The sequence below is a fragment of the Pseudomonas sp. KH_024_B2 genome (assembly GCF_057839965.1).
Window position 1 is genome coordinate 4,686,434 of record NZ_CM174502.1, and the last position, 17,656, is coordinate 4,704,089.

At 56.5% G+C, this 17,656-nt stretch carries 13 protein-coding genes; 5 read left to right on the forward strand and 8 right to left on the reverse strand.

Annotated elements, in window-relative coordinates:
* Nucleotides 1–9: 9 nt before the first annotated feature.
* Genes AC3I0A_RS21890 through AC3I0A_RS21900 form a run of 3 tightly spaced genes read left to right on the forward strand, consistent with a single transcriptional unit; the run spans nt 10 to nt 4,179 of the window.
* Nucleotides 10–969, forward strand: a complete 960-nt coding sequence (locus AC3I0A_RS21890; protein WP_489374589.1) for a cytochrome-c peroxidase — start codon at nt 10–12, stop codon at nt 967–969.
* A complete protein-coding gene (locus AC3I0A_RS21895; protein WP_489374591.1) occupies nt 966–2,813 on the forward strand; it encodes a DAHL domain-containing protein in 1,848 nt (615 codons plus the stop codon). Before AC3I0A_RS21890 ends, AC3I0A_RS21895 begins: the two co-directional genes overlap by 4 nt.
* Nucleotides 2,773–4,179 (forward strand): ATP-binding protein, encoded by a 1,407-nt coding sequence (locus AC3I0A_RS21900; protein ID WP_489374593.1) that lies wholly within the window; start codon nt 2,773–2,775, stop codon nt 4,177–4,179. The genes AC3I0A_RS21895 and AC3I0A_RS21900 overlap by 41 nt, the downstream gene beginning before the upstream one ends.
* Nucleotides 4,180–4,360: 181 nt before the next feature.
* Here the strand turns inward: AC3I0A_RS21900 and AC3I0A_RS21905 are convergent, their stop codons facing one another.
* Genes AC3I0A_RS21905 through AC3I0A_RS21915 form a run of 3 tightly spaced genes read right to left on the reverse strand, consistent with a single transcriptional unit; the run spans nt 4,361 to nt 7,227 of the window.
* A complete protein-coding gene (locus tag AC3I0A_RS21905; RefSeq protein WP_489374594.1) occupies nt 4,361–5,902 on the reverse strand; it encodes a glycosyltransferase family 39 protein in 1,542 nt (513 codons plus the stop codon).
* Between the two features lie 6 nt (nt 5,903–5,908).
* Nucleotides 5,909–6,850: a glycosyltransferase family 2 protein gene (locus tag AC3I0A_RS21910; RefSeq protein WP_489374596.1), complete on the reverse strand. Its 942-nt coding sequence runs from the start codon at nt 6,848–6,850 to the stop codon at nt 5,909–5,911.
* The gene (locus AC3I0A_RS21915; RefSeq protein ID WP_489374598.1) at nt 6,847–7,227 is read right to left on the reverse strand and encodes a GtrA family protein; all 381 of its coding nucleotides are present in this window, start codon (nt 7,225–7,227) and stop codon (nt 6,847–6,849) included. Before AC3I0A_RS21915 ends, AC3I0A_RS21910 begins: the two co-directional genes overlap by 4 nt.
* A 366-nt stretch (nt 7,228–7,593) precedes the next feature.
* On the opposite strand from AC3I0A_RS21915, the gene AC3I0A_RS21920 reads away from it, so the two are divergent.
* A complete protein-coding gene (locus AC3I0A_RS21920; RefSeq protein ID WP_489374600.1) occupies nt 7,594–8,712 on the forward strand; it encodes an OpgC family protein in 1,119 nt (372 codons plus the stop codon).
* Nucleotides 8,713–8,960: 248 nt separating this feature from the next.
* On the opposite strand, the gene AC3I0A_RS21925 is transcribed toward AC3I0A_RS21920, so the two are convergent.
* Together AC3I0A_RS21925 and AC3I0A_RS21930 are read right to left on the reverse strand one after the other, a co-directional pair.
* Complete coding sequence (locus tag AC3I0A_RS21925; RefSeq protein WP_489374602.1) at nt 8,961–10,382, reverse strand: amino acid permease; 1,422 nt, start codon at nt 10,380–10,382, stop codon at nt 8,961–8,963.
* 550 nt (nt 10,383–10,932) lie between these two features.
* Nucleotides 10,933–11,391, reverse strand: coding sequence for an REP-associated tyrosine transposase (locus AC3I0A_RS21930; protein WP_489374604.1), 459 nt, complete (start codon nt 11,389–11,391; stop codon nt 10,933–10,935).
* 352 nt (nt 11,392–11,743) lie between these two features.
* Here AC3I0A_RS21930 and AC3I0A_RS21935 point away from each other — a divergent pair, with 352 nt between their 5' ends.
* Nucleotides 11,744–14,881 carry a transglycosylase domain-containing protein gene (locus tag AC3I0A_RS21935; RefSeq protein ID WP_489374606.1) on the forward strand — a complete coding sequence of 1,046 codons (3,138 nt, stop codon included), beginning with the start codon at nt 11,744–11,746 and terminating at the stop codon, nt 14,879–14,881.
* Nucleotides 14,882–14,950: 69 nt separating this feature from the next.
* Here the strand turns inward: AC3I0A_RS21935 and AC3I0A_RS21940 are convergent, their stop codons facing one another.
* The 3 genes from AC3I0A_RS21940 to AC3I0A_RS21950 form a co-directional block, all read right to left on the reverse strand.
* Nucleotides 14,951–16,198, reverse strand: coding sequence for a hypothetical protein (locus AC3I0A_RS21940; protein WP_489374608.1), 1,248 nt, complete (start codon nt 16,196–16,198; stop codon nt 14,951–14,953).
* 127 nt (nt 16,199–16,325) lie between these two features.
* Nucleotides 16,326–16,814: a CS1 type fimbrial major subunit gene (locus AC3I0A_RS21945; protein WP_489374610.1), complete on the reverse strand. Its 489-nt coding sequence runs from the start codon at nt 16,812–16,814 to the stop codon at nt 16,326–16,328.
* Nucleotides 16,815–16,862: 48 nt separating this feature from the next.
* Nucleotides 16,863–17,603 carry a molecular chaperone gene (locus AC3I0A_RS21950; RefSeq protein WP_489374611.1) on the reverse strand — a complete coding sequence of 247 codons (741 nt, stop codon included), beginning with the start codon at nt 17,601–17,603 and terminating at the stop codon, nt 16,863–16,865.
* Nucleotides 17,604–17,656: the final 53 nt, after the last annotated feature.

Genomic DNA, 17,656 nt, shown 5'->3' on the forward strand with positions numbered 1-17,656 from the left:
AATTATAAGATGTCGCCATCTCGCCCCAAGCTGATCTGCGCCCTGTTATTCGGAATTTGCCTGACAGCGAGCGCCCACCCACTCGATGAACCACTCAAACCGCTGCCGCCGGCCCCTCGGCAGGATCCCCGGCGCATAGAGTTGGGCCGTCAACTGTTCAACGAAACACGTTTATCGGTCAATAACAGCCTGTCTTGTGCCAGCTGTCATCAACTGGAAAAAGGCGGCGCCGATAACAAGCCGTTTTCCCTTGGATTCGACGGCAAATCACTGGCGGTCAACACCCCCAGCGTGTTGAACGCCAGCCTGAATTTCAGACAGTTCTGGGACGGTCGGGCCGATACCCTGGAAGCACAGGTCCACGCCGTCGTGCAAAGCCCCAGCGAAATGGCCAGCAGTTGGGAACATGTGGTTCAGACCCTTTCCGCCGACCCGACCTACCACTCGGCCTTCACCACGGCTTACCCGGACGGCGTAACGGCCGCCAACGTGCAGAACGCTCTGGCGACCTTTGAACGCACCCTGTTGAGCGGCAATTCACGTTTCGACCAATACCTGCGGGGCAATACCCACATCCTGACGCGGGATGAAAAGTACGGTTACCAGCGTTTCAAGGACTACGGCTGCATTGCCTGCCATCAGGGGGTGAACATCGGCGGCAACATGTTCCAGAAGTTCGGTGTGATGGGTGATTACTTCCAGGCCCGGGGTAACCCGACCGAGTCCGATCTGGGACGCTATCTGATCACCAAGGATGAAGAGGACCGCAATGTGTTCAAGGTTCCCAGCCTGCGCAATGTCGCGGTGACCGCACCGTACTTTCATGATGCTTCGGCCAGCACCCTCGAGGATGCGGTCGATGTGATGTTCAAATATCAGCTCGGGCGCGTCCCTTCCGATAAGGACAAGACCTTGATCATCAAATACCTCAAAACACTGACCGGTGAATGGGGAGGTAAACCCTTATGAACATGTCCCGCCGTCTCAGCCAGGTATTGCTTACCGGCATGACCTTGCTACTCGCCTCGATTCTGCTGTTCCTGTACCTCCTGTCCAGCACCAATGACGCTTCGGCCTATATCGAATCACGAGACTTGATCCGTCAGATAAAACAACTGGACGCACAGTGGGAATCCGAAATTCTGAAGGCCAGGATCGCTATCAACCACAACTACGATCCACTGGTTTCGCCACTGACCGAAATGACCGGCCGTTGGGCCAGGTTCGAGAAGATAGAGTCCAGCAATGGCCGCAAAGGCTCGGCGCAATGGCAGGTCGTTCATGATGCTTATCTGAATGCGATCAAGGAAAAGACCCGGTTGGTGGAGCAGTTCAAATCCCACAACGCGATATTGCGTAACTCCCTGGCGTTTCTGCCGACCGCCGAAGACGATATTCAAAGCCTGCTCGCCCGTCTTGAGGACACCGACAACCCCATGCTGCAAAACGTCGCGATCGACACCTACGACCTGGTGCTCAGCGGCCTTGAGTTCGCTCTGGTCACCTCCGATGAAAGGGCCGCCGACATCCTGCTCGGCATGAACAAACTCGCGGTGAACAAGGAGCGTTTACCGATCGAATTTCATGCCCCGATAGAAATCCTCAACAATCACATTGCCCTGATCCTGCGCGAACAGCCGGTAGTCAATGCCTTGCTGGATAAAATCGCCGCAGTCCCGGTGGCTGAGCGCCTGGATGACATCACCAACCAGCTCAATGCAGAGCAGCAACAGGACCATCTCGCCAACCAGAAATACGACTTCTATGTGCTGGTGTTCTCGTCCCTGCTGATGGTCTTGCTGGTGTACCTGGCGATCCGGCTGCTGCGCAGCTTCGCGGTGATCAACCGCGTCAACAAGGAGTTGCAAGCCGCCAATGAGGGCCTCGAACAACGGGTAGAAGATCGCACCCGTGAACTGAAAGACACCCAGAGCGAATTGCTGGATACCGCGCGTCAGGCCGGGATGGCCGAGATCGCGACCAACGTGCTGCATAACGTCGGCAATGTGCTCAACAGCGTGAATATCTCCGCGGACCTGGTCACCCGCAAACTGCGCACCAGCAAGGCGCTCGGCTTGGGCAAAGCCATGCAATTGATCAACGAACACCCCCACGACCTCGGCGAATTCATCACCCGTGACGAAAAAGGCAAGCTGCTGCCGGGTTATCTCAACCAATTGGTCGACGCCATTGCCATCGAGCAACAAAGCATCACCGAGGAATTGGCCCAGTTGAGCAAAAGCGTCGATCACATCAAGGACATCGTCGCCACCCAACAGTCCTACGCGGGGGCCTCCAGTCTGGTGGAACCACTGCATGTCAGCGACCTGCTCGAGGACGCCCTGCGCATGAACTCCGGCGCCCTGACCCGGCACCATGTGACGGTGGTCAAGGAGTACAGCGATGTGCCGCGCGTGATGGGCGATAAACACCGGCTGCTGTTGATTCTGATCAACCTGATCAGCAACGCCAAGTACGCGATGTCCGACCTCAGCGATCGACCTCGGCAAATGACCCTGGGGGTGAAAGTCATCGACAACGCGACCTTGCAGGTAAGCGTCAAGGATGAAGGTGAAGGCATCGCGCCCGAAAACATAACGCGAATCTTTGCCCACGGTTTCACCACCCGCAAGGAGGGTCACGGCTTCGGCCTGCACAGCTGCGCCCTGGCCGCCATCGAGATGAACGGCCATCTCGCAGCCTATAGTGATGGGCCGGGCAAGGGTGCGCTGTTCACCTTGCAAATCCCCTTGATAAGCGCAGAGGTCAAGCATGAACAACCTGTCGAACCGGCGTATTCTGCTGATCGATGACACACCCTCGATTCATGACGACTTTCGCAAGATCCTGACCCCTCAGGTGCAACAAAACGCCGACCTGGACCTGATGGAGTCGGCGTTGTTCGGCAGCGAGGTCAAGCGCACGAACACAGCGTTCGAACTGGATTCGGCCTATGGGGGGCAGGAAGGGCTGAGCACACTCGGTGAAGCCCTGGAGAACCATCGACCTTACGCGCTGGCCTTCGTCGACATGCGCATGCCCGAGGGGTGGGATGGCGCACAAACCATCGAGCATCTGTGGGAAAAGGATCCGCGCCTGCAAGTGGTGGTTTGCACCGCCTATTCCGACTATTCCTGGGAAGAACTGCTCGACCGTTTGCAGGCCCACGACCGACTGTTGATCCTGAAAAAGCCCTTCGACAATATCGAAGTTCTGCAGATGGCCAATACCCTCACCACCAAGTGGGACATGACCGAGCGAGCGCAGATACAGATGAGCCATCTGGAACAGATGGTCGAGCAATGGACCCAGGAGTTCAAACAGGCCAGCATGGCCCTGCAACGGGAAACCGACGAACGCAAACTGTTGGAAAACCAGCTGATGCAATCGGAAAAACTGGCCTCCCTGGGCCAATTGGCCGCCGGCGTCGCCCATGAAATCAACAACCCCACCGGCTTTATCTCGTCGAACCTCGGCACCCTCGCCGGCTACTTCAGCAACCTGCAGGAAATGCTCGACGCCTATCAGGATGCCGAAGAGGCCATCGGCTCGAGCGAGCTCCTTGAACGCCTGAAATGTATTCGAGAGCGGATCGAACTGGACTTTCTCAAGGAAGATATCCCGCTCTTGATCAAGGAATCCAAAGAAGGCATCGGCCGCGTCGGACAGATCGTCAAGGACTTGAAGGACTTCTCCCGAGTGGATTCCAACCAGGAGTGGCAGTGGGCCAATCTGCAACAGGGCATCGAATCGACCCTGAACATCGTGGCCAATGAGCTCAAGTACAAAGCCAACGTCATCAAGGAGTACGCGCTGGTGCCCGAGGTCGAATGCCTGCCCTCGCAAATCAATCAGGTGTTCATGAACCTGATCGTCAATGCCGCCCAGGCCATGGGACCAGAACGCGGCACGATCACCATCCGCAATGGTATTGAAGGGGAAAACGTCTGGGTGGAAGTGGCCGATACGGGCTCGGGCATTGCACCGCAGAGTTTGCAGAAAATCTTCGATCCGTTCTTCACCACCAAACCCGTCGGGCAAGGCACCGGACTCGGCCTGTCATTGTCCTACGGCATCGTGAAAAAGCACCGCGGGGATATTTCAGTGCTCAGTGAGGTCGGTGTGGGCACAACGTTTCGGGTCAAGTTGCCGATTCGGCAGTCGAAAGCGAATGCTTGACCAGGCAGTGCTCCCCCGCTCCCCCAGGTTGAGAGCAAACCTGTGGCGAGGGAGCTTGCTCCCGTTCGGCTGCGAAGCAGTCGTAAAATCGGTGCATGCGGTGTGTCTGACAGTACCGGGTTTGCAGGTTTCAGGGCCGCTACGCGCCCCAGCGGGAGCAAGCTCCCTCGCCACAGTCACGTCAGCGCCCGCGAAGGATAAACAGACGGGCTTCGAGCTCCCCGCCCGTGATCGTCATTGTCTGTTTCCACTCCACTGGAAATCTCACGACATCCTCGGGCTGGGGTTTGCCCGTCACCCACCAGACTCGGCTGGCATTCAGTTTCAACGCTGAAACATCATTGAAAAAAATCCAGTCCAGACGTTGCGGGATGATCACCCACCCACCGTAATTGTAAGGTCCTCGGGATTCACCGGAGCGCGATCTGGAAACGTACAGCCGCGGCTGGATGCCCGTAGTGTTGTAGTACATGAACGGTAAGTACCAGTACAAACCGTCGACCACGATCTCGTCATCCGGACGAGCCAGCTGGTTGATACCGGCCGCCACGGTGTCCATCCTGGCCACTTTGCGAATGGATGTCGCGTTCAGCTCATCCTTTTGCTCATAGACAATCAGCAGGCCCTGTATTTCCCCCATGACAAGAACAGCCATGGCAATAAACGCAATGATTGCTCGCCGTTCGGCCAACGCATCCAGAGCAACCGCTGCGATAAGGGGCAATCCGACGGCCGCAAACACCAGGTATCTGGCGACAAACATTGGAACGACCAAGGACACCAGAAAGACAATCAGTACCGGCACAAAAAAATAACCGACCAGCAACAGACTGAACCTTCGATCGTTGCGATCCTTCAGGATCACTGTTGTGGCCGCCATAACGACCAATGCTGACGGGACTATTGCCCACAACACCAAGCCATCCGCAGCACCCTTCATCACGGTGAATTGCGCTACAGCGCCCGACACTGTCTGCCAGGTGACAGGCGGTATCCAGCCGAGCCCGCCTATATGTATCAGTTGATCAATGAAATGGGGCAGCCACGGTAAAAAGAGCAAGACAATTGCGCCATTGGCCAGTACCCATGCCCGGACGGGTAGTGCCGTGCCACGACCAGCGATTTGCAGCCACCCCCAGTAAAGCCAATGAACCAATGCGCAGAGAGCCGCGAAGTAATGCGTATAAAACGCAGACGTCATCAGCAGCACGTAAATAACCGGATAACGTAGGTGTTGCGGTGTTTTGACCCAAGACACAAACGCCACGGTTGCGCCCATGAGCCAAAAACCGACCATCGTGTACATTCGAACTTCCTGGCTGTAGCGAACCGAGATCGGCAGCAACGCCAGCAGCAAGGCAGCGATCCAGGTTGCTCTGCGGGTTCCAAGCAGACTCATCAGCTTCATGCAGAACAACAATGTCCCCACATCGGCCAGCGCACTCAGGCCTCGTACAGACAAGACGCTGTTTCCAAACAGCGTCATCCAGTAATGCAGCAGGACATAGTAGAGCGGTGGGTGAACGTCCCGTGCAGTGCTGAACCAGATCAGCCTGGGAGACTTTTCGCTCAGCAGCAGGCTGTACGCTTCGTCGTACCAGATGACCGGCACGCTAATACCGTGAAAGCGCACAATCAACGCGAGGGTGACTATAGCGACCAGGCCAAGTCCGTCGACGAACAGCTGCCGATGGTGTGTTCGATCGACGGAATAAAGGTTCATGGTTTTTTATAGCCCGAGTCTGTTTTTGCCGCCGATGACATCTTTCACCACGTACCTGGGCCGATGCTTCGCTTCAATATAAATTCTGCCGACATACTCACCGAGTATGCCGATACCAATAAGCTGCACACCGCCCAGAAACAGAATGGCGGTCATCAACGACGGGTAGCCCGGCACACTGTTACCAAAGAAAATTTTATCCAACACCATATAAACGGCGTAAAAAATCGCAAACAAGGAAATTCCACTGCCTATATAGGTCCACAACCGCAACGGCACAGTACTAAAAGAAGTAATACCTTCCAGTGCCAGGTTCCACAGCCTCCAACCGTTGAACTTGCTGGTTCCCGCCACTCGCGGGGCCCGTTCGTATTCGACGACCACGGTAGTGAAACCTGCCCACGAGAGGACGCCCTTCATGAATAACTGATGCTCTGGCAGCGCCCGGATCACATTCACGACCTTGCGGTCCATCAGCCGGAAATCACCGACGTTCTCTTCGATCCGGGTATAGGCGATCCGGTTTATCAGGTGGTAGAACATCGCTGCGGCATGCCGTTTCAGATAGCTGTCGGCGGTGCGGTCACGGCGTTTGGCGAGCACTACATCAGCACCGTTCTGCCACTCCCGGATCAACAGCGGAATCACGCTGATCGGATCCTGCAGATCGACATCCATCGGAATCACCGCGTCACCGCTGGCGTACTCGATCCCGGCAAACAACGCCGGCTCCTTGCCGAAATTGCGCGAGAAATTGATCACCAGCACATTGTCGTCGGCCAACGCGAGAGCTTTGGCCTGCTCAGCGGTCTGGTCCGTACTACCGTCGTTGACGAAAACGATCTCGACCTCGTACTCAGTAAGCGACAATTCCCGGCGGATAGACTGATAAAACAGGTTAATCGCCTGTTCCTCATTGAACACCGGAACGATCAGCGAAACTTTCACGTCTCACGCTCCCGAAAAATGAAGCATTTGGAGTAAAAAAAACCACAGACCAGACTGATGGCCGAGAAGACAATCAAGGTGATCAGCCCAGGCAGTCGTAATCGGTCCGCCGCGTAACCCACGCCAAGGCTGAATAAACCCATGAACCCGACAAACAGCAGATAACGCGAGCCCGTTGCCCTGGCTTTGAAGGTGTAATGCGCATTGGCATAAAAAGAAAAGGAAACAGCCAGACAGAACGCCGCGAGATTACTCAGCGCCTGGCTGAAGCCCAAAATGGCGTGCAGAACTGAAAACGTTGACCAGTGGATCAACGTATTAAGAAAACCGACTGATACGAATCTGGAAAAACCGTGAAACGCTGGCTTCATATCCATGACGTTTACTTCCGATCTGTCTGCTGGCAGCAATTCAATTGAATACCGTCATCAATCCATGACACTCCGAACCTCATCTTCCTGTTCGAAGAAGGCATAACTGACGCACCGTTCTTTGCGAATACTGCAGCTGTCAGACCGGGGCGGGTCGTATACGAAGCTTGGCACCCTTCGCCTACTTGTCTACTTTCAGCGCTGAGAATAGACCAGTGGGAAAAAACGCCGTTCGCTTCCTGCACGGAGACATCCAGTAATACCCGGCTTTTGCAATTACCGAAAAATCCCGCCACCCTTCGCGCCGTCGATCTTCGAGGCGCAACCCTACGCCCGCCACTCAATTGAACACTCGCTCAAGAGCCCGCTGTCATGCTTAACGGACGCGACCCTCGCATCGATTTCTTTCGCGGCCTGGCGCTGATCTTCATTTTCTGGGATCACGTGCCACAAAATCCGCTGGCCCATTTCACCGTGCGCAATTTCGGTTTCAGCGATGCAGCAGAGATCTTCGTGTTTCTGGCCGGGTACGCGGCGGTGCTGGCCTACGGCAAGATCGCCCGGCGCGACGGTTACCTGATTGCCGGCGTGAAGATCCTGCGCCGCGCCTGGGTGCTGTATGTGGTGCATATCTTTCTGTTGGCGCTGCTGATGGGCATCGTGTTTTTCGCCAACAGCCATGTGGAAACCCGCGACCTGGTGCAAGAGATGGGTCTTCAGTATTTCCTGAGCAATCCGCAGCAGGCCTTGGTCGATGAATTGTTGTTGCGCTTCAAGCCCAACCTGATGGATCCGTTGCCGCTGTACATTCTGTTGTTACTGGGTTTGCCGCTGGTTTTGCCAATGCTGTTGCGCAAGGCCAAGTACGTAGTGGGGCTGTCGGTGACGCTGTATCTGCTGGCACCGTGGCTTCAATGGAACCTGGCAGCTACGGACGGTGGTGTGTGGTTTTTCAATCCGATGGCCTGGCAACTGCTGTTTATCCTCGGCGGTGCCGCGGCGATTCATGGGCAACGCGCAGCGCAGACCCGTCCCTTGCCGCGTCAGCCGCTGTTTGTCGCAGCGGCGATCTATTTGCTGATCAGCGGGTTGATCGCCTTTTCGTGGAAATGGCCGGCGGTGCATGACGCCCTCATGCCAAAAATGCTCGGCGAATGGCTCTACCCGATCAGCAAGACCAACCTCTCGCCAACGCGCCTGCTGCACTTCCTCGCCCTCGCCTACGTCACCGCAAAACTGCTGCCGAGCAGCGGCTGGACGCAAAACTGGTTGGCGCAGCAAAGCTGTCGCATGGGTCGTTACTCGCTGGAGGTGTTCTGTTTCGGCGTACTGCTCGCACCGCTGGCGGACATGCTCAACTCGTTGGCCGGGGATGCTTTGGCGATGCAGATATTCAGCGCCGTGCTCGGGGTGGGATTGATGGCGGTGCTGGCGGCGTGGCTGGATTTGCACAAGCGTTTGAACAGGCCGGTGCAGGTGGCGGCGGTTTGAATAGCACAAGATTTAAGGTCAGCCACCATTGTGGCGAGCGAGCTTGCTCGCGCTCGGCTGCGCAGCAGTCGTAAAAGTCGGTGAACGCAGTGTGTCTGATACAGCGCGTTTACAGGTTTTAGGGCTGCTTCGCACCCCAGCGCGAGCAAGCTCGCTCGCCACAGTGGAGTTCGTCGCCAAGGAATTCCCCGCACAATCAAAAAGCCCCGATCATCCGACCGGGGCTTTTGCTTTTCCAGCGCTACAAACTACGAAGCCGAACGTACCGCACCCAGAGGTGCATGGCTCGGTTGCAGCTTGAACACATAAAACACCACCGTCAGCAGCACCAGGAATGCGGGGCCGACATACAGCGCGACACGAGTGTCCGGGAAGTAAGCCATCAGGCCCACGACCAACACCAGGAATGCCAGCGCCAGGTACGAGCTCACCGGGTACAGCCACATACGGTACTTGAGCCCCGCACGTTCAGCCGGGCTCAGGCCTTTGCGGAACTTGAGCTGTGCCAGCAGGATCATCACCCAGGTCCAGATCGCGCCGAAGGTGGCGATGGCCGTAACCCAGACGAAGACTTTTTCCGGCACCAGATAGTTGAGCAACACGCCCAACAGCAAAGCACCGATCGACAGCAGCAAGGCGCGACGCGGCACACCATTGCTCGAGGTCTTGGCAAAACCCGCCGGGGCCTGGCCGTTCTGCGCCAGGCTGTAGAGCATGCGACCGGTGCTGAAGATGCCGCCGTTGCAGGACGACAGCGCCGCGGTGATCACCACGAAGTTGATGATGCCGGCAGCGGTCTTGATGCCCAGACGCTCGAAGGTCATCACGAACGGACTGCCTTGGGTGCCGATTTCATTCCACGGGTAGATCGACAGGATCACGAACAGCGCGCCGACGTAGAACAGCAGGATGCGCCAGAACACCGAGCCGATTGCATTCGGAATGGTCTTCTGCGGGTTCTTCGCTTCACCGGCAGTCAGGCCGATCATCTCGACGCCCAGGTACGCGAACATCACCATTTGCAGGGACATCAACACGCCCTGGATACCGTTCGGCATGAAACCGCCGTGGCTCCACAGGTTGGAAATCCCCAGCGCAACACCGTCGTTGCCGAAGCCGAAAGCAATCACACCGATGCCGCCGACGACCATCGCGATGATGGTGACGATCTTGATCAAGGCGAACCAGAACTCGAACTCACCGAACGCCTTGACCGCGATCAGGTTGATCGAGCCCATGCTGACCAACGCGGCGAGTGCCCAGATCCAGCGTGGCACCTCGGGGAACCAGACGCCCATATACACCGCCACCGCGGTGATTTCCGCGACGCAGGTCACCAGCCACAGGAACCAGTAATTCCAGCCAGTGAGGAAGCCCGCCAATGGGCCAAGGTAGTCTTGAGCGTAACGGCTGAAGGAGCCGGCCACCGGGTTATGCACAGCCATCTCGCCGAGGGCGCGCATGATCACCAGAATCGCCAGGCCGCCGATGATGTAGGACAGCATGATCGCCGGGCCGGCCATTTCGATGGCCTTGGCCGAGCCGAGGAACAGACCGACACCGATACAGGCGCCGAGCGCCATCAAGCGAATATGCCGTTCGCCGAGTTCACGTTTCAGCGGACCGCCCTGAGCGGTCTCGCCGTGGGGCAAGTGGTTGCCAACTGGCATAGGGATACAACCTCGTCTTGTTATTGGATATGAACCACCGAGCGTTCGAAGTACCGACGGATAGTCTGTACCTCCTCATACCGGGTCCACCTTATGGGCGGGCCCTTCTTGTAGGACAAATCCAGCAAGATCAGCGGGGCGTGCAGTATAAAAAGCTCAGGACAGGGTTTTTCACTATATAAACGACTGGATTCAGCGAGAACTCGCGGTGAAAGCGCCTCTGACGGAGGGGCATTACCTGGGTTTTGTGTGTCATCGCGCCTGAAAAGCGGTGCCGAGTATTGCACAGCAATGGTGCATCGTCATGCCCCTAACTGTGCTGTATTACCTGAGCGATGGCTCTACTCTGACACTTTCAGGCGCACGACTACTAAAGCCGAGCACCAATCCCCTGTGGCGAGGGAGCTTGCTCCCGCTCGGGTGCGCAGCAGCCGCAATTCAGCCGACGAGGTCTACCTGACAAAACCCGGTGGCAGGTTTTGGGACTGCTGCGCAGTCCAGCGCGAGCAAGCTCCCTCGCCACAGGGCAGTGTGAACCCTGAGGCGAGGATCAAAGCCAGCAGGCATCCCAAAGCGGATAGTCACCACAGCGTTTGACCAAGCCCGCTCGTATCGGGTTAGCAACGATGTAGCGAGCTAGATGGCATAGATCTTCACCATCGCGGACGGCACTGTCGTGATAACCGCTTTGCCAGAAGGCACCTTTGCTACTCAGAGCTCTGTTAATGCTGAGGGTGCTACGAGATTTGGTGAGCTGCATAACCTGCGCCAAAGTCCCTTCCCTCAGCTGAAACAGCCAATGCAGGTGATCCGGCATGACCACCCAAGCCATTGAGTTGACCCACCCCTGTTCATGCGCATGTTTGAGTTCAGCGACCAGCAGGCGCCCCAGTCGCCAATCAGCAAACAGAGGCCGGCGGTTGTGAACGACGATGGTGATCAGGTAAGCCCGGCCTTGTTCTGAGTACCTGCCTAGGCGCAGGCGGTGTGAGTTTGGTCGAGAAGGCAATCCGTTGCTTCCTTGAAGTGGAGAGGTTCGTAAATTGACGCTAGCAGCCCAAAGCTCGAGCTGACGTTCGGACTGTTGTGTGAATATTTCAGAAACGGTGGGGAATTACTGTGGCGAGGGAGCTTGCTCCCGCTCGGGTGCGCAGCAGCCGCAATTCAGCCAACGAGGTCTACCTGACAAAACGCGGTCGCAGGTTTTGGGACTGCTGCGCAGTCCAGCGCGAGCAAGCTCGCTCGCCACAGGGAAAGTGCCCGGCCAACGAAACTCATCCTTCACAAATTTTTCACCGATTCCAAGCACCGTCTAAGCTTCAGACAAGTCCTCTCAATCTGCGTGAATGGATCAGTCGACTATGGGCGCTTTGTGGCAATCCGATTCGAGTGAAGCTGTGGTGCCAACGGACAGTGTGGATGAAGCGCCTTTACCAAAAAAACCTCGCCGTAGCCGACCCTGGTGGCGGCTGTTCTGGTTATTACTGCTGATTACCTTGATTGCTCTGGGGTTTGCCGCTACCAAGGAAATGCGCACCTCGAAATTGCAGGCGCGTGAGTTCAGCAAATTCGCAGCGTCGCTGAGCTATTCCATGCAGCCGGGCCCCAGCGATTCGATTTACTATCCGGGTGCCGGCCCGTTCGACAAACGCCTGGGCTACAGCTCTCTGGGTGAATTCCTGCCGCGCCTGCTCAAGCGCGACTACCTGATACAGTCACAAACCCGCTTTTCCCCAGACTTGCTCGATTACAGCGAAAAAGGCTTCTTCGTGCCCTATGCGGAGAAAATCCAGGCCGGGTTGTCGATCACCGATTGCCGCGCCGCGCCGCTGTACCAATACAAATATCCGCAGCAGCTCTATTCAAGCTTTGCAGCGATTCCTCCGCTGGTGGTGCATAGCCTGTTGTTTATCGAAAACCGCGAACTGCTCGATCCAAAACAACCTTTGGCCAACCCGGCGGTGGACTGGCCGCGTTTTGGCAAGGCGGTGTGGTCGCAAGTGGCGAAAATCCTTAGCGTGCCCGGTCAGACGGCGGGCGGCAGCACCCTGGCCACCCAGCTTGAAAAATATCGCCATTCACCCGATGGCCTGACGATTTCCGGCGGCGAGAAAATCCGTCAGATGATTTCCGCCAGCGTGCGCGCTTATCAGGATGGCCCGCAAACCCTGGAGGCCCGGAAGAATATCGTCCGCGACTACCTCAATAGCGTGCCGCTGTCAGCGGTGCCCGGCCATGGTGAAGTGCATGGCATGGCCGAGGGCTTGCGGGTCTGGTATGGCGCGGATTTCAATCAGGTCAACCAGAACCTGGCGAGCGACGCCAGCGATCCGCAGAGTCTGGCGAAAAAAGGTCTGGCCTTGCGTCAGGTGTTGTCGCTGATGATCGCCCAGCGGCGGCCTTCGCATTATCTGTCCAAGGGTCGCATTGAATTGGCAGACCTCACCGACAGCCATATCCGCCTGCTCGCGCAAAGCGGCGTGATCGATGCACCGTTGTCGGCCGCCGCCTTGGCTAGCAAGGTGGTTTACCGTGACTGGCAGCAGCAACCGACCATCCAGCCAATCGAAACCAACAAAGGCATCAGCGTTGCCCGTAGCCGCTTGGGAGCCCTGCTCAACCGTCCGCTGTATGACCTCGACCGCCTCGACCTGTCGGCCACCAGCACCTTGCAAGGCGAGTTGCAAACCAGGGCCACCGAGTACCTCAAGCATTTGGCCGACCCGGCGTTCGCCACCGAAATCGGCCTGATGGGTGAACGTTTGTTGACCCCCACCAGCACCACACAGGTGCGCTACAGCTTCACGCTGTTCGAGCTGACCCCCGACGGTTCACGGGTCCGGGTACAGACAGATAGCACCGATCAGCCGTTCGACATCAACGAAGGCAGCAAGCTGGAGCTGGGCTCCACCGCCAAACTGCGGGTGCTGACGACGTACCTGCAAATCATCGCCGAACTGCACGAGCGCTATGGGACACAAACCCCAACAGAGTTGAAAACAACCGAGGTCGCCGATCCAGATCGAATCACCCGTTGGGCGGTCGACTACCTGATCCAGAACACCGACCGCAGCCTGCCGAAAATGCTCAGCGCGGCCCTCGATCGCAAATATTCGGCGAGCCCCGGCGAAGCCTTTTTTACCGGTGGCGGGCTGCACACGTTCAACAACTTTCGCAAGGAAGACAACGGCCGCATGCCGACCTTGCGCGATGCCATACGCGAATCGATCAACCTGCCGTTCATTAGGTTGATGCGTGATCTGGTGCGCTACAGCACTTACTCGGGACCCAATAGCAGCGCCCTATTGCTCAAGGATGACAAGGACCCACGGCGCCAGGAGTATCTGGCCCAATTCGCCGACCACGAGGGCACTTCGTTCCTGCTGCGCTTCTGGAAGAAATACCAGAAGAAGGACACCCAGGCCCGCCTCGAGACCTTCCTCGACGGCATGCGCCCGACTGCCATCCGTCTCGCGGCGGTGCACCGCTACCTGTTTCCGGAGGCCAGTCAGGAGAACTTCAACAGCTTCGTGCGCTCGCACCTGAAAACCGCCAAAATCGACAAAACCGCCAAACCCACCAAAGCCACCGAAAAACTCACCGACGAGCGCCTGGAAAAACTCTATCTTAGCTACGGCCCCGGTTCCTATGACCTGCCGGATCAGGGCTTCATTGCCAAGGTTCACCCACTGGACTTGTGGCTGATAGGCTACTTGCTGAACAACCCCGACGCCAAGTTCAGCGAAATAGTGAAAGCCAGCAAATTCGAACGTCAGGAAGTCTATAGCTGGCTGTTCAAGAGCCGACACAAGAGCGCTCGCGACAGCCGGATCCGCACCATGCTGGAGATCGAAGCCTTCCTCGACATTCACCAGCGCTGGCAGAAAGTCGGCTATCCGTTCGACCACCTGGTGCCATCGCTGGCCACTGCCATCGGCAGCTCCGGCGATCGCCCCGCCGCGCTGGCAGAACTGATCGGCACCATCCTCAACGACGGTGTGCGCATGCCGACCCTGCGCATCGACAGCCTGCACTTCGCCGCCAATACACCCTATGAAACCAGGCTGATCAATGACCCGGACAAAGGCAAACGAGTGATGCCTTCCGAGGTGGCGACAGCGATGCGCGAAGCCTTGTCGCAAGTGGTGGATGCCGGTACGGCCAAGCGGCTCGCCGGCAGTTTCAAACTGCCTGACGGCACCCCGTTGGCCATGGGCGGCAAGACCGGTACCGGTGACAACCGCATCGAAGCCGTCGGTTCCGGCGGGCGGATTCTCAGCTCCAAATCGATCAACCGCACCGCGACCTTCGTGTTCTACATCGGCGACCATCACTTCGGTACGCTGACCGCGTTCGTTCCCGGTGCCTCGGCGCAAACCTACACGTTCACCTCGGCATTGCCGGTGCAGGTGCTTAAAGGCATGGCACCGATTCTTACGCCTTACCTGGATCCGGGGAGTAATACCCAGTGCCTGCCGGTAGAACTATCGAGGCTCTGATAACTCAGAGCCTGGTCCTGAGGTAGATCTTTAGTCTGGCGGGCATAGCTACCATTGGGGGCCCTTCCCTCACCGCACATCCGAGTCCCAGACGACCGTGACATTGCCCTTGTAGGTCGCCGCCTCACGGGCCAGCATCTGTTCAACATCGTCCCTTTGAATTTCAAAATGCAAAGCGCCAGGTTTGCGGTCTACGTAAAATCCCGGTTTGAACAGTTCCGTACCGCTGCCACTCATCCGTAACGGCTGTCGGATCACCGGGCTGCCGTCTTCGCGAGTCAGGCCGCTGGGCAACGTCACCAACACCTGCAGCGGCACTCGATTGCCGACCCCGTCCTCCAGGCCGCAGGTGTCTCCCGGCGCGTCGTATTGGCATTCCATCTTCATCTTGAACCGTGAAGAAGCAGAAATATTGAAAGTCTGATCACGAAACAGCCGCGTCGGTTTACGCCCTTGATTCAGCCAGGCCTGCCAGCCACCCTGTGGAACCAGCTGGATATTGTTGCCACCCGGCGGGACTTCAACCTTGAGAGTGTGCTGCACATCCAGGACGAAGTTGAAGGTCATTTGAGTGTCAGTGGGAATCATAAGGTCGCCAAAATCGAAATCACCCCCAAGTCCCATCGAATAGGTAAGGCTGCCACGGTATTGACCCGTGGACATCCCCAATGGTTTGGGCGTTCTGAGCTCGTAGGCATATTCAAGCGTGCGATATTCAAGCCATGAAAGTTCAATACCAGGGAATGCGACGCAAGCCCCGGCGTTCTCAGGCACGACCCAGAAAAAATTCGCGTTAGCCGTATCGGATGTGAAAAAACCAGTCGCTACACACGGGCTTGATGGACGCAGCCACTGGGCGGCCCAAGACATTCCCGGCAAAGCCCAGGCACTGACGCCCGGGGGCCGAGGAGTACGCCAGTGGCTTCCGATACCCGCAATGCGCATTTCCACCGTCTCGACTTCTCCGCTCTTTTCGTGTGTCACTTGAAAAGCGCGCCATTGCGACGGCACCTTGAACATCGCGCCTTGCCGAGGGTCCCGCTCCCCCGCCATCAACGCATGATTCGCCGGGATCGGTGAATTGGAGAAAGCACGGAACCCCGTGTTTCGCAGACTGAAAAGATTCAGTGCTTGGCATTGCGTGGGTATATGCACCAAACAGATGCTACTTATTGCCGTCGTATTTTTAAACTTGTTAACCTGCGGGTTTGTTGGATCCGGCTCGAATTTCGCTGTGATATCTTCTACTATCGCATGGGCCGGGGTTGCAAAAAAACCAATAGCGAGTAGTAAAACAACAACCTTGGAAACATTCATTACCGACCACCCCCGCAATATAATTTTAAAAACCACAGACAACCAAGGCACTATCGAAATAGCGTTTTTCATACTTAATCACCAAGATACTAACGCCTACTAACCGCCACCTTCAGAGTTGCCCTTATCAAGGACTGAGCGCTTCAAACATCATATGAACAGTACCGTAGTACTCACCGGCCTTGTAACCGTCATCCGGTTTAACCGCCGCGATTTCCAGGCCCACGCGTTTACCGATTTTTCCATCGGTTTGCGAAATCACTTCTTCAGCATCGACGGTGAGTTGTATTTTGTTGAACGTGACGATCAATGGAATATTGTCGGTGTCCCTGCCGTTGCTCAGGTACGGCTCGGCATTCAGCCAGGCAGAGATCCCGCCGTTAGTGTTTTTAACGTCGAAATTTTTACGCAATGGGCTTAATTCAGAGGTCACCAGATTCCACGGCAGACGTTGTTCCCGATGAATCCAGTCCGATTCCGACGGCAAGACATAAAACTCCGCGGTTGGAATAGTCACCGACACCTCAAAAGTCTCGCTCTCTCGAATAGCAAACGCACACGTACTGGCCAGCGTCAGGAGCGCCATTGAAGTGAATGTCGTTAATATTTTAATCATGCTGATCACCTGTTGCTTACGCTTCGATGCCGGTCAATAGATAACAACCTATCCCTTTATCTCCAGTTTTTTTGTACTCGCACCTTCAATCATCGTGAACCGGTATTTACGACCGGCCTGCTTTTCGAACTGGAAGGTGCGCCCGGTCAGAATGTGATGTTTGGTAGTCGGTTGGCAGTCGGTCTCGCTCTTGATCGAGCAATCCTTGAACTCATCGATCACCACCACGGTGTTGCCGTTGTTTCGGATCTGATAGTGACTCGCAGCGTTATCAATCACGCTTTCGTAGCGCGTTTCTTTAGGCCGCACGAAAAACACGGTGCCGTAACCGGCCAGCACGTTAACTCCGGCCGACAGGCCTTTTTTGTAGTCTTCGCGTTCTTCGGCCGAGACGGCGAATTCATCTTCTTTTTCCGGCACTACGGGTACAAAGCGCACCCGGAAGTAGCGTTCCTTCTCCCGTTCGCCCATGTACAACAACCGCGTGCCCTGCATGCCATTGGCCGGCACGATCAGCCGCGCGGGGCTGGCCATCAAGCCGTCACGGGCGCTGGTGTCGGCCTGCGCCTTGAGCGGAATTTCCCGCGATGAGCCATCGGCGTCATAGACGATTTCAAGAATATTGACCTTGACGAACGCCGTACTGTCGCCACCATTGAACACGCGCTTCAAATAAGTACTTTTGTCCCCATCCAGATAGTCATACACCGTCCCGACATTGATGCTCGGTCCCGCATGAACGGACTGGGTGAATAAACAAAAGCCAAACAATGCCAATAGGCGTTTCATATTCCTATTACCTCCTTGATTGAATGCAGCAGTGCCGCGACGACATGTTTCAA